General features: G+C 69.3%; 24 protein-coding genes. 15 read left to right on the plus strand and 9 right to left on the minus strand.

Going from position 1 to position 26937, the window contains the following annotated elements:
* Nucleotides 1-109: 109 nt before the first annotated feature.
* Together ACWGID_RS08075 and ACWGID_RS08080 are read right to left on the minus strand one after the other, a co-directional pair.
* The gene (locus ACWGID_RS08075; RefSeq protein ID WP_452195623.1) at nucleotides 110-649 is read right to left on the minus strand and encodes a dihydrofolate reductase family protein; all 540 of its coding nucleotides are present in this window, start codon (nucleotides 647-649) and stop codon (nucleotides 110-112) included.
* A 13-nt stretch (nucleotides 650-662) separates the two neighbouring features.
* Nucleotides 663-1226 carry an NADPH-dependent FMN reductase gene (locus tag ACWGID_RS08080; RefSeq protein WP_452195625.1) on the minus strand — a complete coding sequence of 188 codons (564 nt, stop codon included), beginning with the start codon at nucleotides 1224-1226 and terminating at the stop codon, nucleotides 663-665.
* 94 nt (nucleotides 1227-1320) lie between these two features.
* Between ACWGID_RS08080 and ACWGID_RS08085 the strand changes: the two genes are divergently transcribed.
* On the plus strand, nucleotides 1321-4350 hold the full coding sequence (locus ACWGID_RS08085) for a BTAD domain-containing putative transcriptional regulator (RefSeq protein WP_452195626.1): 3030 nt from the start codon (nucleotides 1321-1323) through the stop codon (nucleotides 4348-4350).
* A gap of 76 nt (nucleotides 4351-4426) precedes the next feature.
* Nucleotides 4427-5974, plus strand: a complete 1548-nt coding sequence (locus tag ACWGID_RS08090; protein WP_452195627.1) for an LLM class flavin-dependent oxidoreductase — start codon at nucleotides 4427-4429, stop codon at nucleotides 5972-5974.
* Nucleotides 5975-6022: 48 nt separating this feature from the next.
* Here ACWGID_RS08090 and ACWGID_RS08095 read toward each other — a convergent pair whose 3' ends face one another.
* Nucleotides 6023-6649 (minus strand): DUF6308 family protein, encoded by a 627-nt coding sequence (locus ACWGID_RS08095; RefSeq protein ID WP_452195629.1) that lies wholly within the window; start codon nucleotides 6647-6649, stop codon nucleotides 6023-6025.
* Nucleotides 6650-7054: 405 nt separating this feature from the next.
* Nucleotides 7055-7909, minus strand: a complete 855-nt coding sequence (locus ACWGID_RS08100; RefSeq protein ID WP_452195631.1) for a phosphotransferase — start codon at nucleotides 7907-7909, stop codon at nucleotides 7055-7057.
* Between the two features lie 179 nt (nucleotides 7910-8088).
* On the opposite strand from ACWGID_RS08100, the gene ACWGID_RS08105 reads away from it, so the two are divergent.
* Nucleotides 8089-8739 (plus strand): LysE family transporter, encoded by a 651-nt coding sequence (locus ACWGID_RS08105; protein WP_452195633.1) that lies wholly within the window; start codon nucleotides 8089-8091, stop codon nucleotides 8737-8739.
* Here the strand turns inward: ACWGID_RS08105 and ACWGID_RS08110 are convergent.
* Nucleotides 8736-12290, minus strand: a complete 3555-nt coding sequence (locus ACWGID_RS08110; RefSeq protein ID WP_452195635.1) for a UvrD-helicase domain-containing protein — start codon at nucleotides 12288-12290, stop codon at nucleotides 8736-8738. The genes ACWGID_RS08105 and ACWGID_RS08110 overlap by 4 nt on opposite strands.
* A complete protein-coding gene (locus ACWGID_RS08115; protein ID WP_452195637.1) occupies nucleotides 12283-15354 on the minus strand; it encodes a PD-(D/E)XK nuclease family protein in 3072 nt (1023 codons plus the stop codon). The genes ACWGID_RS08110 and ACWGID_RS08115 overlap by 8 nt, the downstream gene beginning before the upstream one ends.
* A 122-nt stretch (nucleotides 15355-15476) precedes the next feature.
* Between ACWGID_RS08115 and ACWGID_RS08120 the strand changes: the two genes are divergently transcribed.
* From ACWGID_RS08120 to ACWGID_RS08155, 8 genes are all read left to right on the plus strand, one after another.
* The gene (locus tag ACWGID_RS08120; protein WP_452195638.1) at nucleotides 15477-15698 is read left to right on the plus strand and encodes a hypothetical protein; all 222 of its coding nucleotides are present in this window, start codon (nucleotides 15477-15479) and stop codon (nucleotides 15696-15698) included.
* A gap of 55 nt (nucleotides 15699-15753) precedes the next feature.
* Nucleotides 15754-16149: a VOC family protein gene (locus ACWGID_RS08125; RefSeq protein WP_452195640.1), complete on the plus strand. Its 396-nt coding sequence runs from the start codon at nucleotides 15754-15756 to the stop codon at nucleotides 16147-16149.
* A 107-nt stretch (nucleotides 16150-16256) separates the two neighbouring features.
* Nucleotides 16257-19007, plus strand: a complete 2751-nt coding sequence (locus tag ACWGID_RS08130; protein WP_452195642.1) for an FtsK/SpoIIIE domain-containing protein — start codon at nucleotides 16257-16259, stop codon at nucleotides 19005-19007.
* Entirely contained in the window at nucleotides 19004-19681 is a 678-nt protein-coding gene (locus tag ACWGID_RS08135; protein WP_452195644.1) for a hypothetical protein, read from the plus strand. The genes ACWGID_RS08130 and ACWGID_RS08135 overlap by 4 nt, the downstream gene beginning before the upstream one ends.
* 16 nt (nucleotides 19682-19697) lie before the next feature.
* Complete coding sequence (locus ACWGID_RS08140; protein WP_387776346.1) at nucleotides 19698-19958, plus strand: hypothetical protein; 261 nt, start codon at nucleotides 19698-19700, stop codon at nucleotides 19956-19958.
* 3 nt (nucleotides 19959-19961) lie between these two features.
* Nucleotides 19962-21032 carry a hypothetical protein gene (locus ACWGID_RS08145; protein WP_452195646.1) on the plus strand — a complete coding sequence of 357 codons (1071 nt, stop codon included), beginning with the start codon at nucleotides 19962-19964 and terminating at the stop codon, nucleotides 21030-21032.
* A 278-nt stretch (nucleotides 21033-21310) separates the two neighbouring features.
* Entirely contained in the window at nucleotides 21311-21556 is a 246-nt protein-coding gene (locus ACWGID_RS08150) for a hypothetical protein (protein ID WP_452195648.1), read from the plus strand.
* Nucleotides 21553-21948, plus strand: a complete 396-nt coding sequence (locus tag ACWGID_RS08155; RefSeq protein ID WP_452195649.1) for a hypothetical protein — start codon at nucleotides 21553-21555, stop codon at nucleotides 21946-21948. The genes ACWGID_RS08150 and ACWGID_RS08155 overlap by 4 nt, the downstream gene beginning before the upstream one ends.
* A gap of 107 nt (nucleotides 21949-22055) precedes the next feature.
* On the opposite strand, the gene ACWGID_RS08160 is transcribed toward ACWGID_RS08155, so the two are convergent.
* Nucleotides 22056-22367 (minus strand): hypothetical protein, encoded by a 312-nt coding sequence (locus tag ACWGID_RS08160; RefSeq protein ID WP_452195651.1) that lies wholly within the window; start codon nucleotides 22365-22367, stop codon nucleotides 22056-22058.
* A gap of 191 nt (nucleotides 22368-22558) precedes the next feature.
* Between ACWGID_RS08160 and ACWGID_RS08165 the strand changes: the two genes are divergently transcribed.
* Together ACWGID_RS08165 and ACWGID_RS08170 are read left to right on the plus strand one after the other, a co-directional pair.
* Nucleotides 22559-23548: an NAD-dependent epimerase/dehydratase family protein gene (locus ACWGID_RS08165; protein WP_452195653.1), complete on the plus strand. Its 990-nt coding sequence runs from the start codon at nucleotides 22559-22561 to the stop codon at nucleotides 23546-23548.
* A gap of 11 nt (nucleotides 23549-23559) precedes the next feature.
* The gene (locus tag ACWGID_RS08170; protein ID WP_452195655.1) at nucleotides 23560-24051 is read left to right on the plus strand and encodes a metallophosphoesterase family protein; all 492 of its coding nucleotides are present in this window, start codon (nucleotides 23560-23562) and stop codon (nucleotides 24049-24051) included.
* 85 nt (nucleotides 24052-24136) lie between these two features.
* Here ACWGID_RS08170 and ACWGID_RS08175 read toward each other — a convergent pair whose 3' ends face one another.
* A complete protein-coding gene (locus ACWGID_RS08175) occupies nucleotides 24137-24292 on the minus strand; it encodes a hypothetical protein (protein ID WP_452195657.1) in 156 nt (51 codons plus the stop codon).
* Nucleotides 24293-24310: 18 nt separating this feature from the next.
* Between ACWGID_RS08175 and ACWGID_RS08180 the strand changes: the two genes are divergently transcribed.
* Together ACWGID_RS08180 and ACWGID_RS08185 are read left to right on the plus strand one after the other, a co-directional pair.
* Nucleotides 24311-24943 carry a hypothetical protein gene (locus tag ACWGID_RS08180; protein ID WP_452195659.1) on the plus strand — a complete coding sequence of 211 codons (633 nt, stop codon included), beginning with the start codon at nucleotides 24311-24313 and terminating at the stop codon, nucleotides 24941-24943.
* Nucleotides 24944-25048: 105 nt separating this feature from the next.
* The gene (locus ACWGID_RS08185; RefSeq protein WP_452195661.1) at nucleotides 25049-26302 is read left to right on the plus strand and encodes an exonuclease domain-containing protein; all 1254 of its coding nucleotides are present in this window, start codon (nucleotides 25049-25051) and stop codon (nucleotides 26300-26302) included.
* Here the strand turns inward: ACWGID_RS08185 and ACWGID_RS08190 are convergent.
* Nucleotides 26291-26809: an orotate phosphoribosyltransferase gene (locus ACWGID_RS08190; protein ID WP_452195662.1), complete on the minus strand. Its 519-nt coding sequence runs from the start codon at nucleotides 26807-26809 to the stop codon at nucleotides 26291-26293. The two genes, ACWGID_RS08185 and ACWGID_RS08190, sit on opposite strands and share 12 nt — an antisense overlap.
* Nucleotides 26810-26937 lie beyond the last annotated feature (128 nt).

Raw genomic sequence — 26937 nt, forward strand, 5'->3', positions numbered from 1 at the left:
TACCCCGCGCCCGAGTCCGAGACCCCCACAGCCCCCCCCCCCCCCAGCGGCTGCCCCCGGGGCCCCCTCTCCCCCCCCCCCCCCCCCCCCGGGTCTGTGTCCTTTGTGCTCAGGCCTTCGGGGCCAGCTTGTGGACGACGATGCCGGACTTGAAGGTCGTCGTCCCGAGCAGTTCGAGATGCGTCAGGTCGATCGCGTCGCCGGCGAACATGTTCGCGCCGTCGGCGACCACCGGGAAGATCCAGAAGTGGTACTCGTCGACGAGCTTGTTCTCCAGCAGGGTCTTGGAGAACGAGCCGGTGCCGTACTTGATCAGGTTGCCGCCGTCGGTCTCCTTGAGCTTGCGGACGGCGTCGGCCGCGTCGCCCTCGAGCGGCTGCGCGTTCCACTTCCACTCGGTGACGGTGCGCGAGGCGACGTACTTCGGCATCGCGTTGAAGTGGTCGGTGAACGGGTCACCGCTGCGCTGCGACCAGGCGTCCGCGAAGCCTTCGTAGGTGACGCGGCCGAGCAGTTGCGCGTCCACGCCCTCCATCAGGCCTTGCGCGTACGCCGCGTGTTCGTCGTCCCAGTACGGCGGGCTCCAGCGCTGCGGCTCCTCGATGACGCCGTTCAGGGTGACGAACGTGGATTCGATCAGCTTCCTCATGGGTCTGTTCCTCTCAGGGTTGGTAGGGACGCTTGTCTCGGGCGTCCTGAAGTGCTTTGGCCCACCAGACGAGCTGGTCGAGCATGAGTTTGGCGTCCGCCTCGTAGCCGGCGGAAGGCCTGGGCCAGTCGCCGTCGGCGGTGAACTGCTCCCAGTAGCGGGGCAGTGTGACGGTGTTGCGGATGGTGACGGCCTGGAGCTCGGCGAACACCTGACGGAGCTGCGCGACGGCGTAGCACCCGCCGGACTCCCGCCCGTAGCTGACGATCGCGACCGGTTTGGCGTGCCACTCGGCGTAGTACCAATCCAGTGCGGTCTTCAACGAGGCCGGAAAGCTGCAGTTGATCTCTGGCGTGACCACTGCGAACGCATCCGCCTTCGCTAGTCGCGGCGCGAGTACGGCGACTGCGGCTGGCGTCTCGTCGTCGGTGTCGGGCAGCGTGGTCGGCAGGTTCGCCGCGGCCAGATCAACCAGGTCGACGTCGAACTGCTTGCCGGCCTGCCGGGCCAGCCAGTGCGCGACAACCGGGCCGAACCGGCCACGCCGTGTGCTGCCGATGATCACTGCCAGTCGCATTGTCCGTCCTCCTTCCGTCTGACCCAGACTCTGCCGTAGGTGGTTTACGGTTTCTTTCCGGTCGACGGGCCGTCGGGCGGAATAGGGTGCGGACATGCGTTTCGGGGTGCTGGGACCGGTGACGGCCTGGACGGACGCGGGGACACCTGTGGTCATCCAGGGGCTGAAAGTGCGGGCGCTGCTCGCGGACCTGCTGGTGCACGAGGGGCGGCCGGTGCCCGCGGACCGGTTGATCGACGACCTGTGGGGTTCCGAGCTGCCCGGCAACCCGCCCGGGACGCTGTCCGCGAAGGTGTCCCAACTGAGACGAGCCTTCGAGGACGCTGAGTCCGGCAGCCGTTCGCTGGTGCGGTCCGGCCCGGCCGGCTACTCCATCGCGGTCGAGAGCTCCACCTACGACGCTCTCCGCTTCCGCGAGCTGCTCGCCGCCGGCTCGGTCGACGAGGCGCTGACGCTGTGGCGAGGCCCGGCGTACGCCGACTTCGCTGACGACGCGTTTGCGGAGACAGCGGTGGCCCGGCTGACGGATGAGCGGTTGAGTGCGTGTGAGCGAGCTGACCTGTCGGTGGGCGACCTCGCTGAGCTTGTGCGCGACCATCCGTTGCGCGAGGGGCTGCGGGCTGCGCAGATGAAGGCGCTCTACCGGACTGGCCGGCAGAGCGAGGCTCTGGAGAGTTTCGAACAGCTGCGGCAGCTGTTGCTGGACGAGCTCGGTCTCGATCCCGGTCCCGAGCTGGTGGCGCTGCAGCAATCGATTCTCACGCAGGAGCTGCCGCACGCGCGCAGCAACCTCCCTGCCCAATTGACCGACCTGATCGGGCGCTCCGAGGCGCTGACTGACGTTGACTCCTGTCTGACGTCCTCCCGGCTGGTGACGCTCACTGGTCCCGGTGGTGTCGGCAAAACGCGTCTGGCTCTCGCTGCGGGGGCTATGTCGTCGGACCGGTTTGCTGACGGCGTCGTGCTGGTTGAGCTTGCTGCCGTCACTCCTGACGCGTTGTCGGTCAGCAACGCGCTCACGGACGCTGTGCAGGCCGCACTGGATCTGCGCGATGCCGGCGCCTCCGGTGCGGTCGTGGACCGGCTGGCCGCCGTCATGGGCTCGCGGCTGCTCGTGCTGGACAACTGCGAGCAGGTGGTCGAAGAGGTTGCTCTGTTGATCGACCGCCTGTTGGCTGCCGCTCCCGGTCTGCGTGTGCTGGCGACGAGCCGCGAGCCGCTGGGCCTGGCTGGTGAGGTCGTCTGGAGTGTTCCACCGCTGACGGTGCCGTCGGCTGCTTCCGGGCTCGACGCGGTGGGCGAGTGCAGTGCGGTCCAGCTGTTCGTCACCAGGGCCGCTGCGGCGTCGCGGGGCTTCGCGCTGACCGAGGAGACGGCGGCCGATGTGTCGGTGCTCTGTCGGCGTCTGGACGGGATCCCACTGGCCTTGGAGCTCGCTGCGACACGGGTGCGAGCACTCGGCGTGCGTGGGCTGGTTGCGCGGCTGGACGACCGCTTCCGGTTGCTGGCGACAGGGCATCGGGGTGCTGCGCCGCGACAGCAGACCCTGCACGCGATGATCGACTGGAGCTGGGAGCTGCTCGACCCCGAGGAGCAGTCCGTTCTGCGGCGCCTCGCCGTACACGCGGATGGTTGTACGGCGGAGGCTGCGGCGGCTGTGTGTGGCGAGGACGACGTACTGGATGTGTTGGTGCGGCTGGTCGACCGGTCGCTCGTCGTACCTGTCGATGGGTCTCGCTTCCGGTTGCTGGAGTCGGTGGCGGCGTACTGCGTCGAGAAGCTGCGGTCCGCCGGTGAGCTCGAGTCCGTTCGCCAGCAGCATCTGTCGTACTACGTGTCGCTGGCTGAGGAGGCTCGGCCCGGCTTGTTCGGTGGTGAGCAGGGTCGGTGGCTGCAGCTGCTGGACGAGGACTCCGCCAACTTCCGCACCGCACTGGACCGTGCGGTGGCCACAGGTCAATCGGACCTCGCTGAGCGGCTTGTCGATGCGCTGGCGTGGTACTGGTTCCTGCGTGGCCGCCATGTCGAGGCGCTGCGGTCGCTGGAGGCTGTGCCGGGTTCTGCTCGGGCTGGAGCGTGGCGGGTCGGGTTCAGGTACCTGCTCGGGCACGCGGATGCTGCCGACGAGCGGGACCGCTGGGCCGACGCAGCCGACGCCATGGGCCTGTGGTGGATCGGCTACGCCGCCACCGATGCGGGAGACCTCGCAGCCTGCCAGGCGCTGCTCGATCGGGCACTGAAGAAGTTCGAGGCCGATGGCAACCAGTGGGGTACGGCGGCCGTGCTGGCGGCCCGAGCCAAGCACGCACACGTGCGGGCGGACCTGCCGGCCCTGTACGACGACGCGTGCCAGAGCATCGGGATCTTCCGGGCGCTGGGGGACCGGTGGGGCGTCCTGCAGGCGACGGGCTGGTTCGGTGCGCACGCCGAACTCGTCGGCGACTTCGACGAGGCCGAGCGGCTGCACCTCGAAGGCGCGCAGGCCGCGGAGGAGATCGGGTTGTGGCCCGAGGTCGCGAGCGCGTTGGGCATGCTCGGCTGGACCTCGATCCGGCAAGGCCGCTTCGACGCGGCCCGGACGTACGGCGAACGCGCGCTGCGGTTCGCCACCGAACAGGGGCAGCGCTCGACGCAGGCTCTCGCGGAACTCGTGCTCGGCTTCGCGGCCCGCCGTACCGGTGCGCTGGAGGAGGCGTCGGAACGGCTTGAGGGGTTGATAGCCGCGGCCGGACGGCAGAAGGAGGCCGTGCTCTACCTGTCGATCGTGCTGGAGGAGCTCGGGTTCGTCCGGGAGCTCCAGGGCCGCTTGGACGACGCGCTGGAGCTGCACGTCGAGGCGTTCAGGGTCTCGGAGGACTTTGACTCGCTGCGCGGCATGTGCTGGTCGCTGGAGGGGATCGCCGGCTGTCACCCGGACAAGACCCTCGCGGCGACGCTCCTCGGCAGCGCCGCGGCCACGCGCGCCACTAAGAACTACTTGATGGCCGCGACCGAGACCGAGGACGTCGATCGGGCGGTCGCCGCCGCGGAGTCCGCGCTGGGTGCGACGGCCTTCCAGGCGGCGTACTCTCGCGGCGCCGCTCTCGGGCCGGCGGAGGCCTTCGCGCTGCTCGTCCGCGAGTAGATGTTCTGTGGTTGAGATTATTCGACCAGCGAAGTAGTTTGGCTCGCGAGCGAACTTCTACAGGTGAAGGTGAAGCATGGACTACGGCCACGAGCTGGTCTTCGGGACGTTCCTGACCCCCGCTGTCGACCACCCGGACCGCGTCATCGCGCTGGCACAACTGACCGAGCAGGCCGGTCTCGACCTCGTCAGCTTCCAGGACCACCCGTACCAGCCGCGGCTGATGGACGCCTGGACGCTGTTGTCGGTCGTCGCCGCCCAGACGCAGCGGATCACGGTGACCACGAACGTCGCCAACCTCCCGCTCCGGCAGCCGGTCGTACTCGCGCGCAGCGTCGCCACGCTCGACCTGATCACCGGCGGCCGGGTCGAACTCGGACTCGGCGCCGGCGGATTCCTCGACGCGGTCGCGGCGAACGGCGGGCCGCGGCTGACCAAGGGCGAGAGCATCACCGCGCTCGAGGAGGCCATCGCGATCATGCGCGAGGTCTGGACGCCGACGGGCGGCGGCATCCGGCTGGACGGGAAGCACTACACGATCGCCGGTGCGAAGCGTGGCCCGGCGCCGGCGCACGACGTGTCGATCTGGCTGGGTGCGTACAAGCCACGGATGCTCGCGCTGACCGGGCGGCTCGCCGACGGCTGGCTGCCGAGCAGTGGGTACGCCGGTCCGGACCAGCTGGCCGCGATGAACAAGATCATCGACGAGGCCGCGGTGGAGGCTGGGCGTGATCCGGCGGCGATCCGGCGGCTGTACAACGTGGGCGGGCAGTTCGGCGGCGGTGGCGGATTCTTGCAGGGGCCTGAGGAGTTGTGGATCGACCAGTTGACCGAGCTGACGTTGGGGGAGGGGATGAGCACGTACATCCTTGCCTCTGACAACCCGGACGACATCCGGCGGTTCGCCGAGGTTGCGGCAGGGGTCCGCGAGGCGGTCGAGGCGGTGCGGTCGGGCGCTGCGGTGGGGTCAGGTGCTGGGATGCGCTCCGGTGCTGCGGTGGAGACGGCTGCTCCGGTGCCGGCGGGCGGGTTCAGCGTCGTACCGACACCGCCTCCGGCTGTACGACGGAGCGCCGTACGACTGCTGGACGAGTCGGAGCGGCCGACCGGTCCGGCCGTGGACCCGTCGCGGACGTATACGCCGTACCAGCTGCAGTCCGGGCAGCATCTGATCGACGTACACGACCATCTGCGGGCTGAGCTCGAGCAGGTGCGCGATCTGGTGGAGCAGGTCGCCGCGGGGACGCTGGGGGTCGGAGCGGCGCGTTCGCACATCAACACGATGACCATGCGGCAGAACAACTGGACGTTGGGGACGTACTGCGAGTCGTACTGCCGACTGGTCACGACGCATCACTCGATCGAGGACGCGTCGCTCTTCCCGCAGCTACGCCGGGCGGATTCGGCGCTCGCCCCGGTGGTGGACCGGTTGCAGGAGGAGCACAAGGTCATTCACGACGTACTCGAGGGTGTCGACAAGGCGCTGGTCGCGTTGGTTGACGGGTCAGGGACGATCGACGGTTTGCGTGCGGCGGTCGACCTGTTGGATGACACGTTGCTGTCGCACCTGTCGTACGAGGAGCGCGAATTGGTCGAGCCGCTGGCGCGGCTCGGGGTGCTGTAGGACCGGCTCCTCGCCTTTGCTTGGGCTGGGGCTGCTTCGCCTCGCCGGCTACTTCGCTTCGCCCAGGAGTGAGGCGAGGATGTCCAGGAGGCGGAGCGTGGGGACCTCGCCGAGGAGCCGGGCCGCGCTGGTGGCCGGCTCACCGATCAGGCGGACCTGCAACGTCTTGAAGTCCCGGACGTTCGCCGGGTTCACCAGGTCGTCGCGGACGGCGGACAGGAACGCGGCCCCCGCCGACGCGGTGCCGTAGGTCATCCGGATGAAACTGTCGGTCACCGGGAACAGGTACGGGCGCTTGAGGTGCAGGAGCTTCGACTTCTTCGCGTGCCCGAACCCGCGGTGGCCGGTGAACTTGTCGTCCAGCGCCATCGCCGCGTCGAACAGCTCGCTGCCCGGCGCCGCGTCCTCGAGCCGCGCGTCCACCGGGATCGCGGCGAGCTCCTTCTCCGCCTCGACCTCGAGCAGCCACGGAATGTCCATCGCCCGCAGGTCGGCACCGATCACCATCAGCCGGCCGAGATCCTCGAGCGTCACCTGGTTCGGGTCGGAGCCACCGGCGGTGGTCATCCCCGGCAACCCGTCGTAGTACTGCAGCACGGCGCCGTTCGTCTCGGCGTACAGCCGCAACTGCGCGATCGCCTCGTCGACGACGATCTTCCGGGTACCGATGTTCATGAGCCACACCCTCACACTCGTGGTGGCAAACCCGCCAGCGGGCGGACCATCATTCGAACGTTCCTCACACTGTTTCCGCAGATGGTAGCGACTCCGCAGCCACCCGCACGCCAGGGTCACTTCCCGTTATCCACAACCCGTAACCATCCACCCCCCAGAGCCACCAAGCGTCATAGACTCTCAGTAACAACCCCACGACTGAGAGCAGGCGCGACACCTGACAGCTCAACCACTAGCCGCGCAAAAACCTACCGAACCCCAAGCCCACCCACCCCAATCCGTAACCGTTCCCCCCAACCCCAAACTCGACAAGTTTGGGCGGGTGCAGTTGGAGCGGAGGTTGCGGAGCCGACGCTGCGGATCTACGTCGCACCTAAGAGCTGACTGCCCGGTGTGGCGTGGGTGCTACAGGTTGGGGATGGCGTCGAGGGTTGGCCAGGGTGGGCCTTCGCGGAGTAGGCGGAGGAGGGTTTCGCCCATCTGCCTGCGGTTCGGGAACTGGTCGTCGGCGTCCCAGCGCCACGCCGCGACCATCGCGAGGACGAGCTGGCGGCAGTCGTCCAATAGTTCTCGGTCGATATTCGGGTAGTGGTCGCAGACCGCCACAGGTACGTGGGCGAGATCGAACTCGACCGGTCCACGGCAGCACGTCTCGAAATCGATGAACAGCGGCCCGTACTTCGTGCTGAGCAGATTGCCGGGATGCGGCTCGCCGTGCAGCAACTGCTCAGGGGCGTCGCGGACGGCGATCGCCCGGCGCACGCTGTCCAGTCTGCTGGCGAGGAACGCGCGGGCTGCGTCGTCGAGAGCCGGTGAGCGGTCCGGGTCGGCGACGATTTCTTGCGCCTCGGTGATTCGATCCGTGAACCGCGGGCTCGGAACGTCGACCTTGCGCATGCCGGCGTGCAGCCGCTCCAGTGCGTTGGCGAAGTCGGCCGGTGCGACCTGAGGGGACACGGGCTCGTAGTAGGTCCACAGCGTCACAGCAAAGTCGTCGCGCGTGTACACGAGCGGCTCCACTCGCGGCTCCAAGGCGGCCACCGGGGATCCGATCTCGGCGAGCCGCTGAGCGAGCTCGATCTCGAACTGGGCGACTTCCTGCCCCACGGGCGCGACGCGGGCGAAGACGTCGTACGGCGTGAGTCGCAGCGCCAGCTTGTTCGAGTTGTGGAGGACGATCGCGTCGTCGGCCGGCAGGTCGAGCGACGCGGCGATCGATGTCGCGGCCGCGATCGCGCGTTTGATCTCGGGCATCTCCATGACCGGTCACGCTACCTCCGTGATCCTGCCCTGTCCTTCGCATTACCTCGAGCACAGCCCGCGAGGAGTAATTGGGTTGAGGGGACCTGGGGGAGTGCTGATCATGTGGGTATGACTGCGACGCTGGAAGTGATGCTGATGGGACCTGCGGCCGTTGGGGCCCGGGGCCAGCAGCAGGCGTGGCGTTGCTGGGGGTCGATACTCGGTCAGTCGTGATCGGGGTCGCGGTCGCGGGGCTCTTGGCCGGGTTCGGCGTTGCCATGCCGGTCGGGCCTGTCGGGACCTACTTGGTAGCTCTGACTGCGCGGAGCAGCTTGCGGATCGGGGTGTTCGCGGCGCTCGGGGTGGCTTCGGCCGACGGGTTGTACGCGGCGGTAGCTGCGATCGCCGGTACGGCGTTGGCGCCGTTGCTGGTGCCGATCGTGGGGCCCCTGCGGTGGGTGTCCGTCGTGGTGCTGATCGGACTCGCGGCGCTCGGTGCCGTCAAGGCGGTACGGCGGTATCGCGCGCAGCGGCTCGTCGCACTGCAGCACGAGACACCGGTCGGCGTGTGGACGGCGTACCTTGGGATGTTGGGGATGACGATGCTCAACCCGTGGACGGTGATCTACTTCGCGGCGCTGGTCGTCGGTGGATCGAGCGTCACCGGCGTCGGTGAGCGGATCGTCTTCGTGGTCGCGGCGTTCGCGGCATCGGCCGGTTGGCAACTGTTGCTGGCCGGTGGTGGCGCTCTGCTCGGGCGGCTGTTGACCGGGCATGTCGGCCGGTTGGTGACGGCGCTCGCGTCGACCGCGGTGATCGTCGTGCTGGCCGCACGGCTCGTTGCCTAGGGCACCTGGCGTTCCACCGCTCCGCTCGGGTTCAGGAACAGCAGGATCGGGGGAGCGGTATTCGGCAGGATCGCGGCGTACGCCTGGAGTTGGGGCGTGTAGTAGGCGACGCGGCTGTCGAGAGCTGCGGCGGGGATGACGTCGGTCTTGTAGTCGACGATGGTGAGGCGGCCGTCGTCTTCGCGGTAGATGAGGTCGACGAAGCCTTCGAGGACCGTGCCGTCGGGCTGGACGGTGCCGACGTACGACTCGCGCCAGTGTTCGCGCGCGGCGGCTCGCTGGACGACCTCGGAGGCGAGAGCGGAGCGGACGAGCGCGGTGACGACATCGGCGTACTCGAGGACGCCCTCGGCCAGGCACTGCGTGGCGACTGCGGCTTCGAGGCCGGCGCCCGTGGAGAGGTCGACAACCTGCAGTACGGCGTGGACGGCGCGGCCGATCGCCGTGCCGTAGCGGCCCTTCGACCACGGCGGCAACTCGAGGTCGCGGGCGGCCTTCGCCGTGCCGGGATCGATCTCGGCGAGCGCCACGTCGGGTCCGGTGCCTTCGAGGCCAGAGGCGCTCTGGGCGGAACGGGCCCGGCTCGCGGCCTGCGCGGCGGCCGCTCGGGACTCCCACTCGGTGCGGGAGATCGGCGGGGTGACGTCGGGGCTGCCGGACGGTTCGCGGTCGGGGACCGGTGGGCTCGTGAACAGGGTGGTGTGCGGTGCTTCGACGCCGCCGGCGGTCGCGAGGAGTTCGGCGTTGCTGGAGTGGCGACGATTGCCGGAGCGGTGCAGCGAGACAATCAGGTGGTCGCGGGCGCGGGTCGCGGCGACGTACAGCAGGCGGCGGCGCTCGTAGTCGTCCATCTGCTCGTCGACCGGTTGGACGAGGTCGAAGTCCTCGGTCTGGACGGAGGACTTGAGCTTCACCGCGTACCCGCCGTCCGGTGGCCAGAGAACCTGGACGCCGCGCTGCCGGTTCGGGGATGCGGTCATGCCGGAGAGGATGACGATCGGGAACTCGAGTCCCTTCGCGGCGTGGATCGTCATCACGCGCACGGCGTCGGCGTCGGTCTCGGGGAGCACCGCCTCGGCGACGCGGGAGGTCTCCTCGCCTTGATGGGCTGCCCAGGCGAGGTACGAGCGGAGGCCGCCGTGCTCGACCTCGGACCAGGCGCGGGCCTGGTCGACGACGAACCGGACCCGGCGCCAGGCGTCGCGGGCGCGCGGACCGATCGCGGCGACTTCGAGCATGCGGCGGTCGGCGACGATCTTCGCGAGCACTTCGCTCGGGGTGAGCCAGCGGGCGGCGTAGTAGGTGCGGCGGAGCCACTCCATCGCCTCGCCGACCGGGTGGGTGAGGAGCTGGTCCGGAACCGGGGCGGTCAGGGTGAACGCGCCGCCGTTGCGCTTCCAGGTGTACAGGTCGTCGTCGCCGCAGCCGAAGAGCGGGGAGCGCAGGGTGGTGACGAGCGCGAGCTGGTCGCTCGGGTCGCCGAGAGCGCGGGCGCAGGCGAGCAGGTCGCGGACCTCGGCGGTCTGGTAGACGAGCGAGCTGGCCTCGGCGCGGTACGGGATGTCGGCGCGGTCGAGCGCGTCCTCCAGGAACGGGAGGGACGTGCGGGCCGGCACGAGGACCGCGATGTCGCCGGCCTCCGCGGGGCGCCAGGTTTCGGCGCGGTCGTCGTACACGAGCCAGCCGTCGCGGAGCGCCTCTTCGACGACGGAGGCCACGTCGGTGGCTTCGCGTTCGCGGAGGACGGAGGCTTGCGCGCGGGGAAGGTCGTTGTGCGGCTCGGCGCCGAGGACGGTGACGGCCGGACCGGCGGACGGATCGGCGGGCTCGTCGTCGGGTGGCTCTTCGTCGAGCGGTACGTCGATGGCGTCGTCGCGGCGACGGAACGGGAGAACCGCCGCCAGATCGGCAACCGGTTCGGCAGAGGAGGAGTCGGGCTCGTCGAACGCCGGCTCGTCGAAGATGGAGAGCTGATCGCCCTTCACCGGGGCGGCCTCGGCATCCGAAGCCGCTCCACGACGGGACGACGACCCGGCGCCCGACGGAGAGCCGTGGCGGGACGGCGAGCTGGCGCCTGACGGAGAGCCGGGCCGAGGACCGGATTCGCGCGTTGCACTGCCGGAGCGCGGGCCTCCCGTAGCGCCCGCGGTGGGGTTCGTCCGGTGCGATGCGAGCGCCTGGTACGCGGGCTGGGCCGAGTTGTGCGCCTGGATCAGCGTGTCGAACACCGTGTTGATCCAGCCCAGAATCGGCGGCACCGTCCGGAAGTTGGTGGTCAGCGCAACGGTCTCGCCCAACAGGTCCTGAGCGGTCAGGTACGTCGCGATGTTCGCCCGCCGGAACCGGTAGATCGACTGCTTCGGATCGCCCACCACGAACAGATGCCCCTCGGGGACCTCGACCTCGCGCCAGTCCTCTGCGTCGGCCGCGGCCCCGCCGGCGATCCGCACCGCCAACTCGATCTGGATCGGGTCCGTGTCCTGGAACTCGTCCAGCAACAACCGCCCGAACCGCTCCTGCAGATCGGCCCGCACGCTCGCGTCGCGACGGAGCAGGTCGCGGGCCAGCACCAGCAGGTCGTGGAACTCCAGCCGCCCCTCGGCGCGACGTAGCTCGGCCGATTCCAGCACCCGCTCGGCGATCCAATGCGAAAGGTGCCGCAGGCAAGCATCAAGGAGCAGCTCGACCAGCGACCCAGCGACCTCGACGACCTCGGTGCAATCGCCGCGCACCTTGGTGATGTCCGGCCAGTTCTCCTTGCGGCCGATCCGGCCCACCTTCAGGCCGCGGAACGTCTGCAGGATCGCCAGCTGGGTCTCCTGATCGGAGGCGGCGTCCAGCATCAGCCCGAGCTCGCGGAGCTGCACGACCTTCGGCAGCAGCCGGTCCTCGGGATCCAGGCAGGTCTCGGCCGCAGCGCCGATCTGCGCGGCCGCAGCGATCAGGCCGGACAGATCCGGCATCGCGACGAGATCGGGTGGATCGACCAGCACGCGTTCGGCGATCAGGTCCCAGTCGTTGCCGAACAGCCGCGCGAGCGATCGCAGATGCTTGAGCTCGACGCCGACTGCCATCGCGAGCAGCAACGGCTCGGCGATCGAGTCGTCGTCGAGGAGCTGCTGCTGAAGCTCGGCCCAGCGCTCCTCGAACGCGACCGACGAGCCGACCTCGTCGAGGACGTCGATGAGCGGCGGCAGCCCGGCCTCGATCGGGTGCGCGAGCAGGATCTGCTGGGCGAACGCGTGCAGCGTGCCGATCGAGGCGGAGTCCAGATCGTCCAGCGCGGCGTCGGCAAGCTGCCGATCGTCGCCCTTCCGCGCCCGCTCGAACTCGACCCGCAACCGATCACGCAGCTCCGCGCCGGCCTTCTCGGTGAACGTGACCGCCGCGATCGTCCGCAGTGGTACGCCGTCGCGAAGCACCAGCGTGGTGACGCGGTCGACCAGGGCGTGGGTCTTCCCAGAGCCGGCGCCGGCTTCGACGAACAGCGTGGTGTCGGTGTCCGACCGGATCCGATCCCTGGCCACGCTGTCGAGCAACTGCTCACTCATCAGCAGCCTCCAGGGCGGTGGGGTCGATGAGTCGGACCAGGCGATCCAGAACCGGGTCGTGGCGTTTGCGGTCCCAGCGTGCTCGGACCTCGCTGTGTCCGATGCCGTCGGGGTTGCAGTACGGGCACTGGACCCACAGGAAGTCCGGGACCTCGGGAGCCTTTGGTGGGAAGTATCCGGCCGCGATCGACGACACGATCACGTCGAGCGTCTCGACGTACCGGGCCTCGACGTCGGGGGTGAGCGGGACCGGGATCCGTTTGCCGCCGCGGCGGACGAACCAGTACGACGCCTCGACCGGGGTGGACGCTTCGCCCAGGCGGGCCCGCGCGGCGTACGCGTAGACCGGGAGCTGCAGCTTCGTCCCGCCCGCGACCGGATCCGACTCGATGCCCTCGTACCGCGAGAAGCCGCCGGTCTTCACGTCGGTGACGTAGATCGTGCCGTCGGCGCCGAGGTCGACCTTGTCCGCCGATCCGCGCAGCAGTACCCGGCCCGACGGCACCGGGATCTCCACCGGAGGCTCACCGTCGAAACCGAACCGCAGCTCGCTCGCGACCACCGACGCGGACCGCTCCGCGCGCCAGCGGTCGTCGTCGGTCAGCAGCACCATCAGATCGCCGAGGATCCGCAACCGCTCCCGCTGCCACAACCGCGGATGCCCGGTCAGGCCTTCCGCTTCGAACTGATCCGCGAGATCCGCGCCGATCGCCAGCAGCAGCGAGCGCTGCTCCTCCGTCCACGGCTCGCCGTACCCCGGGAGGGAGCCGGCCAGCCGGGAGACGAACGCGTCCAGACTGTTGTGGATCAGGTTCCCGATCTGGACCGGCGAGATCACCAGCAGATCCTCCGGCGCCTCGAGCGGCTCCACCTGCAGCAATCGCTCGACGAAGTACGCGTGCGGGCAGGTCGCATACGACTCCAGCGAAGTCGGCGACGCGATCCGGTCCTGCACCGCGAACTCGGGCAGCCCCGACACCCCCGACAGATCCCCGTCGAACCGGGTGAACGCGTTCGACCCCCGCCCGCGCAGCAGCTCCCGAGCCCGGACCAGTACGCCGTCGTTGACCCACAACCGCGCCGCGGCGGCACGGGTCTGCCACTCCTGCTCGGTTGCCGGCATCGTTGCCGTCGTCAACGAACCGGCGTACGACGCCGACGTCTGCAGCACCCCGTCGTACCTGTCCCACTGGGTCGCCGGCAGGGCGTGGTCGCCGGTCAGCTCGCGCAGCGATCCGAGCAGCCAGCGCGTCGGCAACCGCCGTGACGACCGCCGCAGGTCGCCGCGCGGGAACGACGCCACGACTCGCGCCCCGGCCGAGAACGCGACCAGCAAGTGGCGCTGCTTCTCGTCGAGCCGATCGCGGAACGACGCCAACTCGGGCGCGGCCGCTTCGCGCACCCGATGCGGAAGCAAGGCGTCCTCGTGCACCCGCCCGGGATACAGGTCCTCCGACAGACCGACGACGTACACGATGTCCGCCGACAGGCCGACGCTCGCCGACATCGGCGCCACCAGGACACCTGTCCCGAACGTGCCGACCCGGGGCAGCGACTGCTGCAGCTCAAGATCCAGTACGTCGCGCAGCACCGCGAGACTCGCCGGAGTCCCGAGCTCGTCGAGCGTCGACAGACCCGTCAGCGATCCCTCGACGGCAGCCGCGGCGTACTGCTCCTCGATCGGCAAGGACGAATAGTCGCCCAGCAGATCATGGAACAGTTGCAGCACCTCGGCCGACAGCTCGGACCAGCTCTCCAACAGCGCCAGCGCGCCCAACCGACGCCGAAGCGTGGAGGCAAACGCGTGCAACCGCTCGGCCGTGGACGCGTTGTACTGCGCGCGTCGCACCGCGGCCGGTCGCGGATCCTCGGCAGCCTCTTCCTGATCGGCGGTCCGGCGCTCGGACTCGGCGTACCGCGCCAGTCGCGTATCCCAGTCGTCGCCCCGCACGACCCCGGCCGCGCGGGACATCCGCTCCCACTGCGGCACCGGGATCCGGTCACCCGCGAAATCCCGGGTCGGCGCGTTCGCCAGCGCCCGGAAGACATCCGCGCGCGGCAGATCCTGGTCGACGAGCCCCAGCACTTCGAGCAGCGTCCGGGCGATCGCCCGCTCGTGCACCGGCCGGGTGCCGGGCCCGTTGACCTCGATCTTGGCCTCGCCGAGGTGTTCGTGCAGCAGCCGCGCGTACGGCGAGGCGGCCGAGTACAGCACCGCGATCCGGTGCGCCGGTGTGTGCTCCAGCGCCGAGACGACGTCGCGGACCACGCACCGCACCTCGTCGTCGGCGTCCGACGCGTTCAGGATCTCGGTCGCGACCGGGTAGTTCTTCGAGATCGACGGCGGCAGATCGATCCCGATCCGCTCCAGCGATCGCCGCACCGCGCGGTCCGCGCGCCGTACGTCGGTCAGTCCGACGATTACCGTCAGATCCGCGGCGGCATCGCCGAGCGCCGCCACGAACGCGGCCTCGGACTGCGTCAGCTCCTGCGGGAGATACAGCACCAGGGCGCCGAGCTCGCGGACGATCTCCGGTGACGCAGTGATCCGGGACGCGGCGGCGCGGAGCAGATCGGTCTCGTCGTACCAGTCCGAGGCGAGCTCGGTGGTGACGTGGCGATGCAGCCGGACCAGGTCGGGACCGAGCGCGGACGCGTGCGCGACGTTGTCGAGCGCCGGATCGGTGAGGTCGCGGAGCTCGCGGTGGGCGGAGGCAAGCGCTTGGATGGTCGACGGGTGCTCGGCCACCTCGTGGAAGATGCCGGGCGCCTTGGCCAGCGCCGTCCGCCAGGTGGCTGCCACGATCGGTCGGGTGGCCGGGCGTCGCGGCGACAGGAGACCGGCGGCGACCTGCTCGGCAAGGCGCTCGAGCGTCGCCAGGTAGAGCCCGGCGATGCCGCGGACCGCCAGATCGCGACGAGCGATCACGCCGGCCAGGTTGTTCGGCAGCAGCAAGGTCACGGGCGTCATCGGATCGTCGGCCTTGAGTCGCGACACGACGGTCTGCAGGCGCTCCAACGCCGCGGCGCCGTACGCCGTGCTCTCGATCCGCGTGGTACCCACCACGAACCCCCGATCTGTCGACTGTCACCGGAGACGGTAAACCCTGCCACGGACAGAAAGGTGACGGGGCGCGAAACGCCAAGGTTTCTGCGGTGTCGGCGGCGGCCTCGCACAATGAAAGAATGACCAGGGAATCGAGGTTCGCGCGGGTGCTGCTCGTGCTGGTCCTCGCGCCCGCCGGCGGGTTGTTCGGCAAGGCGGTGGCCGAGGCCGCGCAGGCGCGTCCGTGGTGGCCGTGGCTGGTCGCGGCACTGGTCTGGCTGCTGGTCTCGGGGGCGCTCGCCGGATGGCTCTCGACGACGTTGTCGAACCATGCGAACGAGCACAGACGACAGCACCGATGACGGCACCGACGACAGCAGCTGACGAGTACAGATGAAGAGCGCGGATAATGCTCCGATGGTCGCCGCTGTGCATCACGTCGAGATCTGGGTCCCGGACCTGTCCCGGGCCGTAACGAGCTGGGGCTGGGTCCTCAACCGATTGGGCTGGAAGGACGGTGACGGCTGGCCCGGCGGGATGACCTGGACCGCGGCCGACGGCTCCTACGTCGTGGTCGAGCAGAGCCCCGCGATGTCGTCCACCGAGCACGACCGGATGCGCCCCGGTATGAACCATCTGGCGCTGAACGCCGCGACCCGGGCGGAGGTCGACGCGATCGTCGATGAGGCCGCCGAGCACGGCTGGACCCTGATGTTCGCGGACCGCCACCCGTACGCCGGCGGCCCCCAGCATTTCGCCGCCTTCCTCCACAACACCGACGGCTACGAACTCGAGATCGTGGCCCCCGCCTAGCAGGTGAGACTGCAGATGCCTGGAGTGACGAATGGGACTCCAGATGTGACATGGTTACTCCAGGCAATCAATACGGGTCACGGGGCAAGTGTGAAAGGGCGGTGCTCGTGACGGAGAAGCCTGACGGGGGAAATGTGCCCGGACCGGCCTCACCGGAGCTCCTGGAAGCGCGGATCCGCGGTCTGCAGCACGCGCTGGGGCAGCTGCTGGACAACGCGCGGAGACTGACGTACGGCGAGCATCAGCGTGCCGTACGGCTGCATCGTCAACTGCAGGAGCAGACCGCGACGGCACGGCGCGAGTCCCGGTCGCTGGTCGACGCGAAGACCTCGGAGGCGCTCTCCGACGCCGAGCCGAAGGCCCGCCTGCTCGCCGATCGCCTGGCGCCCGGTCTCGGATCGATTCCGCCGAACGACGCCCGCTGGCGTTCGCGTCAACTGGTCGGCGCCGGAGTCCCGGCGTACGTGCGGGTCGGTGAACTCGACGCCGGTACGCCGGTGGTCGCGCCGCTGCTGCGGACCAACGGCTGGAAGGTCACCGCGGACCGTGGCGAGGCCGCGCGGCGGCTGCTGCAGAGTGTCGCGCTGCGCCTCGTCGCCGCCGCGGAACCGTTCCGCCTGCGCATCGACGCGTTCGATCCGAAGCTGACCGGGATGATGGGTCTGCTCGGTCACCTGACCACGAAGTACCCGCAATTGGTGCCCAGGGCAACGCATACGGCGGAGCAGTTGCACACCGTGCTGTCCGGGCTCGTCGACGTGTCCTCGCTGCGCGCGAGCCGCCAGGCGCAACTCGGTCACGAGCGGTTCGAGGACCTGCTCAAGGAGACGGGTCAGGTCACCGATCCGTACCGGCTGGTCATCCTGTTCGACTACCCGTTCGGGATCGACACGCTCGCCCAGCGCGACCTGCTCCGGCTGGCCGCGACGGCGGGCAAACGCGGCATCTGCTTCCTGGTGCACTACGACCAGTCCACGGCCGCCGAACTCGACGTCGACTCGAAGCAACTGCTCGACCTTCTCGATCCCGTCGTGATCACCGGCGACAAGGTGGAGGTCGCGCAACTCACCGGCGTACCGGCGAAACTCGATCCGCCGTTCGACGCGACCGTTGCCGCGGGCATCTGTGACGTGATCGCCGAGCAGGCCGACATCGCGGTCCTCCCGACCATCGACTTCGAGCGCACGCTGCCGGACCGCTCGACCTGGTGGCAGCCGGTCAAGGACGAGATCGGCACGGTGATCGGGTACGACGACCGCACGCCGGCGCTGATCCGGTTGCGCAGCGGCAACCCCGCCCTTCCGCATGTGCTCGTCGGCGGCGCGGTCGGCCAGGGCAAGTCGAACCTGCTGCTCGTGCTGATCCACGGCCTCGCCGCGCGGTACTCCCCGGCGGACCTGGAGATGTACCTGCTCGACTTCAAACACGGAGTCGAGTTTTCGGCCCTCGGGCCCGGCCCGGACCGGCCACATTGGCTCCCACAGATCCGCGTTCTCGGCGTGCACAGCGATCGCGCTTTCGGCCTCGCCGTACTGCGGCACCTGTCCGACGAGCTCGCGCGGCGCAGCGAGATCTTCAAGTCGCACGGGAACGTCGCCGACATCGCGGAGCTCGCCCCCGGACCGGATCGGCCGCCGCGAATCCTCGTCGTACTGGACGAGTTCCAGGTGCTGCTCGAGGACGACGACGAGCTGGCGGACGAGGCGGCGAAACTGCTGGAGCGGCTCGTTCGGCTGGGTCGTGCGTACGGCGTCCACGTGGTGCTCGCGACGCAGACGATCGAGGGCGTGAAGCGGCTGTCGACGCGGCGGGACTCGATCTTCGGTCAGGTGCCGTACCGGATCGCGCTGAAGACCACGCCGGCCGACTCGCAGGCGATTCTGCGGAGCGGGAACACGGCCGCCGCCGAGCTGCAGTTCCGCGGTGAGGCGGTGCTGAACGCGAACTTCGGGTCGCCCGACGACAACCAGCATGTGCTGGTGAGCTTCGCGGACAAGGTCGTGCTGGACTCGCTGCGGAGCGACCTGTGGTCGCGCGCGGGGGATGAGGTACGGCCGCCGCGGGTGTTCCATCTGGCCGAGCCCGCGCGACTGACGGAGACCGCCGCCGCGGTGAAGCCCGAGGTGGGGCGGCCGTGGACCGGTTTGCCGATCGCGGTCACCGAGGAGCCGGTGCAGGTCGAGGTACGGCCCGAGCCCGGGGCAGGCGTACTCGTGCTCGGCGACGGTCCGGCGGACGCACTCGGCGTACTGACCGGGCTAGCGGTGTCGACCGCGGCCTCTGCGCTGGAACCGCCACGCTTCCTCTTCGTCGACGGTACGAACTCGGCGCCGGCTGTTGCTGAGGGCAAGGACGCGCTGGTGCAGGTACTGCGGCAGCTCGGGTGCGAGGTCGAAACAGTCGACAAGCACGACGAGATCGCGCCGCGGCTGTTCGCGCTGCGGGACGCGATGCGGAACGGTCAGACCACGGGCACCTATCTGCTCGGGTTCGGGTTCCACGGCGTGCCGCGAATGCAGCTGCATGCCGAGGGGCTCTTCGAGAGTCCGGCGAGCGTGCTGCAGGACATCGTGCGCGACGGGCCTGCGCACGGACTCATCACGTTCGGGTGGTGGAACCGGCTGCACGTGTGCACGGAGCAGCTCGGGTTCGGTCGCGCGAACGTCGCGACGCATCTGTTCCTGCGCCACCCACAGGACGGCGTACGCGCGGTGGCCGGGCCGCTGGTGCGGTGGGCCTCCGAGCCGCATCGGGCGTTGCTGTGGGACGGGCTGCATCCCGAGGCGCAGGTCGTCGTACCGTACGCCGCCTTGCGGTCCGACGAGGTGGATCGTGCTGTGGAGCTGATGCGGCGATGAAGACTCCTGAGCAAGAGTGGTCCGAGTACGTGCGCGCCGTACGGACGGTCGCGATGGCGCGCGCGGACGCGCAGCAGGCGCAGGACCGGTTGACGGCGAACAAGTCGAAGGCCGAGGCGACCGCGGCGGCCGAGGCCGATGCGATGGCCGAGCGCGGACGGAAGCTGCAGACGCGGCTGAACACGCTCGCTGAGAAGGCGGCCGCCAGTCTGGAGCGGGCCGGGCTGCCAGCCGAGGGGACGCGGGCGAACCATACGCTGCCCGAGATCCGCGCGCTGAACGACATCGAGAGCGTTGCCGCACGCATCACCAAGCAGCTCGCCGAGAGCGTCGACCAGTTGGAGGAGCTCCGCACGACGGCCCGGGCGCTCCAGGAGCAGCGCAGGCGGCGTACCATCAGCGCGGTCCTGGCACTGGTCGGGTTCGTGCTGGTGTGGGTCTTCACCGGGTCGTTCCTGGCCGGGGTCGAGGCCGCGGCGATCGCCGCTGTCACGATGCTCGCCGCATCACGGCTGCTCGGGTTGCCCCGGCTGCCCGGAGCGCGCTGGTGGGGCTGGGGCGGTGCGGTGCTGGTGTTCGTCCTGATGGCGGCCGGACTGCCGTGGTGGCTCGGGATCCTGGTGCCGGTCGTGGTGGCGGGTACGGCGATCGCGCTGCCCAAGAAGCGCAACTAGTTTGGGAGTGGTTGAGGTGTCCGACGTACTGCGGCTCAAGGAACAACTGCACCAGGTCTCGATGGAGGCCAAGCAGGCGGCCGGCGGGCTGGCCGGTTTCAAGCTCCGGTTCACCCAGCACAGTCAGCTCGTGGAGAGCCTGATCGCGGGCACCGCGACCGGGATCGACCGCGACATCACGGAGATCCTGGAAGCTGCCGGGAAGGCGGTCGAACAGGCCGCCGAGGCGCTGGAGATCGCCTCCGCCGGCTGCAAGAGCTACGCCGACCAGATCTGACCCTTGCCTTCCGAGCTGCAGCGGGTCGCGCGCGGTCTGGTCGACTGCTTCGACGAGATCCCGCGGGTCGTCGAGCAGCTCCAGCGCACCGCCGCGCGCTGCCGGGAGAACGCACAGGTCGCGCTGATCGCGTCCCGCGGCCAGGCGACCGTCGCGGCACAACAGCTCGACGCGGCCGCGCGGGCCTGCGAGACGGCCGCTCATTTCTTGTCGATGACGCCACCGAAGGCCCGCGGATGGGCCGAGGGACTCCTCGGTACGTCGGGTCCGTCGACGAACCGTCCCTCGTCGGACTCGGCGAAGCGCAACAAGGCGACGGGCGGATCCGTCGACATCGACCACAGGGGGCGGACCAAACGCCTCAGCTTCGACTACGACGACGTGGAAGTTGCCGAGGACAACGAGCCGCCCGTCGTCACGGTCGCCCGCGAGGCCTTCGAGAAGTTCCGCAAGGACCACGAGAAGGACGCCGAGGACGAGGACCGCGACGACAAGCGCCTCCTGGAACTCGAGATCACCGTCGCAGAAACCGGCGAACTCGAATTCGAGGAGCGCGACGAGAAGGAAGACCAGAAGCGCAACGAACGCCTGTCCCGTGACTTCGAGATCGAGGTAGACCGCAAGGATTCCGAGGAATTCGAGCTCGAGGAACCCGACGAGAAGGAAGACGAGAAGCGGGCGGAGCGGTTGTCGCGTGACTTCGAGATCGGGGTGGAGCGGGAGGACTCGGAGGAGTCCGAGGCCGAGGAGCGGGACGAGAAGGCGGAGGAGGAGCGCGCGGAGCGGTTGCAGCGGGACTTCGAGATCGGGGTAGATCTGGCCGAGGCGGTCAAGGCATGGCGCGATTCCATGGCCGAGTCCGACGACCAGCAGTGGGACCACGCGACACTCACCATCACCGCGGACCACCTGGAAGCCACCTTCGACTACCCCGACGCCCTCCCCGTGCCGCGTGTCGTCACCGTCGAACTCCCCGACCTCAACCACACCCCACCCGAGGACACTCCCGAACCGGACCCGATGGAGGTCCCAGGCCCGCAGGCCGACCTGCCCAAGGACCGACGTACCGACTGACCGCGATCGGCAGGTCGACAGGAGGTGTCGGGAGTGGGGGTAGTGCACCTGAGCGTGATGTGGGTTTTGTGTACAGCGTCTCAGGGTGCTCTACCTGTCGACCTGCCGTCAGATCACGGTCTGTGAGAAAAATCTGGGGAAGTTGCGTCATGAAGTGGTGCGGCGTTCGTCACCCCTGTGAACCCATCCCCACAGGGAAGTGGAAGTGATTGCCGTGAAGGGTTGTCTTGCGAGGTCGCTGATGGGAACCGGCTCGACTGGGCGTCGGGTGCTTTGAGATGGGCGACGATGGTGATCCGGGCCCGGCCGCGGTCCGGGTGGAGCGTCGTCGGGTGCGGGTCTGGTTCGGGGACCACGTGGTCGCCGACTACCGGGCCGAGGCGGAGGTGGCCGACCGGTACGCCGAGGCCATGTCGCGCAGATTCGCCGGGCTGCGGGTGACGAGTGACCCGATCCCGGACCACGATCCAGGACCACAGCGGAGGCTGCCGGGGGAGAGGCTGTGGGAGGTAGCCCCGAAATGAGCTCCCGGCGCTTCCGGTTGATCCGTCATCAGGACGTCTCCGGTGTGAGCGGCACCGGCCCCGTCGCCGAGGGGGTCCAGTTCGCCGACGGGGCGGTCGCGCTCCGCTGGTACGGCGACTATCCGACCACGACCGTCTGGGACAGCGTCGAGTCGGTCGTCGCCATCCACGGCCACGGCGGGGCGACCGTGATCGAGTGGCTGGATCCGGAAGCGGGTCCCGATCCCGATCTCAGGCTGCCGCCCCGCGAGACCCTCACCGCCAGGCCCTGGCCGGATCTGCATTCCGCGCCCGAGCCTCAGGACCCCGATCCACTGCACTCCGATCGCGACCTCGGGCCGCAGGGCGCTGCGCCGCCGTCGACCTGGTCGTCGTACCGCGTCTTCCGTTGAGCTGCTGAGAACCACCTGATCCGCCGGTGCCGGCTACCCCTCCAAGCACCGGCAACCCTCGGTACGGCGTACGCCCGGGCGAGCCGGTGTACGCCGTACCGGGGCCCTCAGCGGTAGTCCATCAGGGCCACCTGGTCGAGGTTGTAGAACGTGCCGGGCCCGTCGCACAGTTCCATCATCTTGGCCGAGAACTCGGACGTGTCGGTGCGCTGCGAGTTCGCCATCGCCTCCTCGTAGGAGTCGAACTCGATGATCGCGAAGTAGCGTCCCGGCACGTCCCGGTCGGCGCAGGTGATGCCCCGCGCCGGCGAGGCGCCGTCGGCGTCGGCGGCGCGTTTCGCGGCGAAGTCTTCCATCAGTGCCGCGATCTCGTCCGGTTTCGACGTCCGGTACTCGATGATCTGAACGAAACCAGCCATCACTTCCCCCTGTGGTTCACAGACACTCACCCCTGGGTGTCCTACTGGTTCGACACTGCTCCCGGATCGCCTGCCTGGCAAGGGTCGGACGGTTACGGTGACCTGACGGGGGCAGCGGATCACTGGCCGTCGATTCTGCCCTCGGCAAAGGTCTCTGGGTTTTGTCGGTCCGGCCTGATTGGCTTGCCCACATGGAGATTCTGATCCTCGGTGGGACGGCATGGCTGGGTCGTGAGATCGCGGCGCAGGCGGTCGCGCGCGGGCATTCGGTGACCTGTGTGGCCCGCGGCGAGAGCGGCGCGATCGCGGACGGTGCCACGCTGGTCGCGACCGATCGCAGCCGCCCGGATGCGTACGACGCGGTGCCGGAGCGCGACTGGGACGCGGTGTTCGAGGTCTCGTGGCAGCCGGGCTTCGTGAAGGGTGCGCTCGCAACGTTCGGCGCCCGCGCGAAGCACTGGACGTACGTGTCGTCCTGCAACGCGTACGCGAAGTACGACACGCCCGGCGCCGACGAGTCCGCGGAGTTGCGGGAGCCGACCGAGCTGGATGTCGTCGAGCAGGAGTTGTACGGCGAAGCCAAGGTGGCCTGCGAGCTCGCCTCGCGAGAGGTGGTGGGGGACCGCCTGGTGATCGCCCGCGCCGGCCTGATCGGTGGGCCGGGGGACCGCAGCGATCGGGCGGGTGCCTGGGTCGCGCGGGCGGCGCGTGCCCCCGAGGAGCCGATGCTGGTGCCCGACACGCCCGAGTTGGCGACCGCGGTTATCGACGTGCGGGATCTCGCGAGCTGGCTGCTGGACAACGCGACGCAGGGCCGGACGGGGACGTTCGACACCTTCGGTCCGGTGGTGCCGTTCGGGGAGTGGATCGAGCTGGTGCGCGACGTCGGCGGTCACACCGGGCCGGTGGTGCTCGCGCCGCAGAAGTGGCTGGAGGACAGCAAGGTCGAGCAGTACATGGGGCCGGAGTCGCTGGCGATGTGGATCACCGAGCCGGGGTACGAGGGCTGGTCGTCGCGCAGCGGTGCGGCGGCGGCTGCGGCCGGGTTGACGCAGCGGTCGCGGCGCGAGTTCGTGGTGGACGCGCTCGCGTGGGAGCGGGAGCTCGGTCTGGAGCGCGAACGTCGCGCCGGCCTTAGCGCGGCGAAGGAGAAGGAGTTGATCGAGGCGCTGCAGGCGTAGAGAGTTGGCCCATGCGGCTGCTGCTGATCTCGGACACTCATCTGCCGGTGCGGGCGAAGAAGCTACCCGCGCCGGTCTGGGAAGCGGTCGAGCGCGCCGACGTGGTCATCCATGCGGGCGATTGGGTGAGCGTCGGACTGCTGGACGAGCTGGAGAGCCGCGCGGCGCGACTGATCGGGTGCTGGGGCAACAATGACGGCCCCGAGTTGCGATCGCGGTTGCCGGAAGTCGCGCGGGTGACGCTGGACGGGTTGTCGGTCGCCGTCGTCCACGAGACCGGGTCGGCGAAGGGACGTGAACAGCGGTGCGAGGCGGCGTACCCGGGGGTGGATCTGCTCGTGTTCGGGCACAGTCACATCCCGTGGGACACCACGAGTCCGGGTGGGTTGCGGCTACTGAACCCGGGCTCGCCGACGGACCGCAGACGGCAGCCGTACTGCACGTACCAGACCGCCACGATCACCGCGGGCCGTCTCGAAGAAGTTGCCCTACACAACCTTTAGGGTCACGAGTCGGTCCGGGCAGGCGGTATCAACGCCGTACCACCGAGTTACGGCGTACCCCGCTGCCCGGCCGATCGTCGCCGGGTCAGGCGTTGGCTGCTTCCTTGACCCGGTCCTTGAGGCGATCGCGGACCTCTTCCGGCGTGTACGCACGGCGCTTCCGCTCACCGCGCGCGACCACGACACCCGTCGCAGCAACGCCGACGAGACCCGCAAGCCCTACCACCTTCCATACCTTCATGCGGTCTAACCTAGCGATGTGACCAGCCGGATTTCACTGGATGACGCTACGGAACTGACACGAACAGGTGACATTTGGCTGTTTCGCGGTGCGAGTGCGGCGGATCGCGCGATCCAGCTGACCACGAACAGCCCGGTCAACCACGTCGGGATGGCGATCGTCATCGAGGACCTGCCACCGCTGATGTGGCACGCCGAACTCGGCCGTTCGCTGCCCGACGTCTGGACCGGGAAGCACCATCGCGGCGTGCAATTGCATGACCTGCGGGACGCGGTGCTGGTGTGGGGCCGCAAGTACGGGCAGCAGGCGTGGCTGCGGCAGCTCGACCACCCGGTCACGCGCGCGATGGAAGACGCCGTGCTGCAGACCGTGGCACGGCTGGACGGTACGCCGTTCCCGTCGACGGCCCGACTCGCGTCGCGCTGGGTGCGCGGCCGGGTGCCGGCGTTCCGGAAGGGTTCCCGGGAGCTCGAACTCGAGTCGGCGTACTGCGCTGAAGTGGTGGCCGTGACGTACGAGGCGATGGGGCTGCTGCGGGGGCGCCGGCCGAACTGGTACGACCCGGGACGGTTCTGGAGCGGCGACGAACTGCAGCTCGCGCACGGTGCGAAACTCGGCGCCGAGATCGCTGTCGACCTGCCGGATTCCTGACCGATTGGCGATGCCGCTCGGGCGATGATTGTTGAGGCGACGAAAACTGTCGGCGGCGTGTGATTGGGTTGTTCCAGTCGGTCATCGAGCCGGAGGAGGCCCGTGATGTATGCGGTCATCGACACCGAGACGACCGGCCTGTTGCCGAGCCATCGGCATCGGGTCATCGAGATCGCGGTGGTGCTGCTGGACGCGCGCGGGCAGGTCGAGCGCGAGTGGGTGACGTTGCTGAATCCCCAGCGCGATCTGGGTCCGCAACACATTCACGGCATCCTCACCGCCGACGTGCTCGCGGCGCCGGAGTTCGGTGACATCGCGCGGCAGTTGGGGGAGCTGCTCGCCGGCCGGATGGTTGTCGGGCACAACGTCGAGTTCGACCTCGGGTTCCTGCGGGCGGAGTTCGCGCGGCTCGGCGTGACGGTCCCGCTGATCACCGAGCGGTCGATGTGCACGATGGCGCTGGCCGGCTACCTGTTCCCGGGTGCGAAACGAACGCTGGGCGCGTGTTGCGCGGCCGCCGGGATCTCGATCGAAGGCTGGCACTCCGCGCTGGCCGACACCCGTGCGACCGCCGAGCTGTTTTCCTTGTATTTGGGCGCTTTCGCGGCGCCGCCGCCGTGGCAGTGGGCCTACGAAGAGGTGCGGCGGATGCCGTGGCCTGACCTGCCGGGGACGGATGTCGCGCCGACCGTGCGACCGGTGCACGCCGGCGGACGCCATGGCTGGATGAGTCGGCTCGTCGACCAGTTGCCCCGCGTCCCGGAGCCCCCGCAAGCCGACTCGTATCTCGTTCTGCTCGACACGATCCTCGCCAACCGCGAGATCACTGCCGCCGACGCCGACCAACTGGTGCAGGTGGCAACCGGCCTCGGCCTGACCCGCCCGCAGGTCGACCATCTTCATCGGTACTACGTTTCCGCCCTGGCCACCGCGTCGTGGAGCGATGGAGCGATCACGCCGGACCAGCGCAGCGATCTGGACCGAGTCGCGGTCATGCTCGGGCATCGCGCCGCGGACGTCGATGATGCGCTGACGCGGGCGAGCGGCGGACGGTACGTCGTACCCGATCGTCCTGGTGCGCGGGGGTTTCCGCCGGGGAGCACGCTGGTGTTCACCGGTGACATGGTGGAGCCGCGGGAGACTTGGTGGGACCGGGCGGTCGCCGCGGGTTTCATGCCGCAGGAGGCGGTGCGCCCCGACACGACCTTCGTGGTCGCCGCGGACGTCGACAGCCTGTCGGTCAAGGCACGGGCGGCGCGCGAGTTCGACGTACCGATCATCTCCACCGACGACTTCCGTCGCCTGCTCCCACCAGCGAACGCAAAGCCGGTTAACCCAGGGTGCAGGTTAGGGGGTTAGGTCGGCCGGGGTGAGGAGGGCGTGGAGGGTTAGGCCGGCTTCGGTGAGGGGAGCGGGGGTTTCGGGGTTGCGGTTGATGACGCAGAGGGCGTCGGTGATGGTGGCGCCCAGGGCGCGGAGTTCGTTGGTCGAGAGGACGATCTGGCCGCCGGTGGTGACGACGTCCTCGACGATCGTGACGCGGCGGCCGGTGATTTCGGCGCCCTCCGCGAGGCGGCAAGTGCCGTAGGTCTTCGCCTCTTTGCGGACGAACGCGCACGGGAGGCCGGTGTGGCGGCCCAGTGCGGTCACGACCGGGATGCCGCCCATCTCCAGACCGGCCAGGACCTCGGTGCCGTCCGGGATGAGCGGGACCATGGCCGCGGTCAGTTCGTCGAGGAGCGCCGGGTCGGCCTCGAAGCGGTACTTGTCGAAGTACTCCGTCGTCGTCTGGCCCGATCGCAGGACGAACTCACCGGTCAGATGCGCGGTCGCGTACACACGCCGCCCCAAGTCTGCAAGATCCACGCCCGGAACCCTATCTCCCCGCCCTCGCGAGTGCATGCCCCGCGAGTTGGAGGGTTGCCCCCTGAGAATCCTGAGGGGGGGACCCCCCACAACCGGGGGGCCCCCCGGGGGGGGGGAGGGGTGGTGGG

The organism is Kribbella sp. NPDC054772 (genome assembly GCF_053611945.1).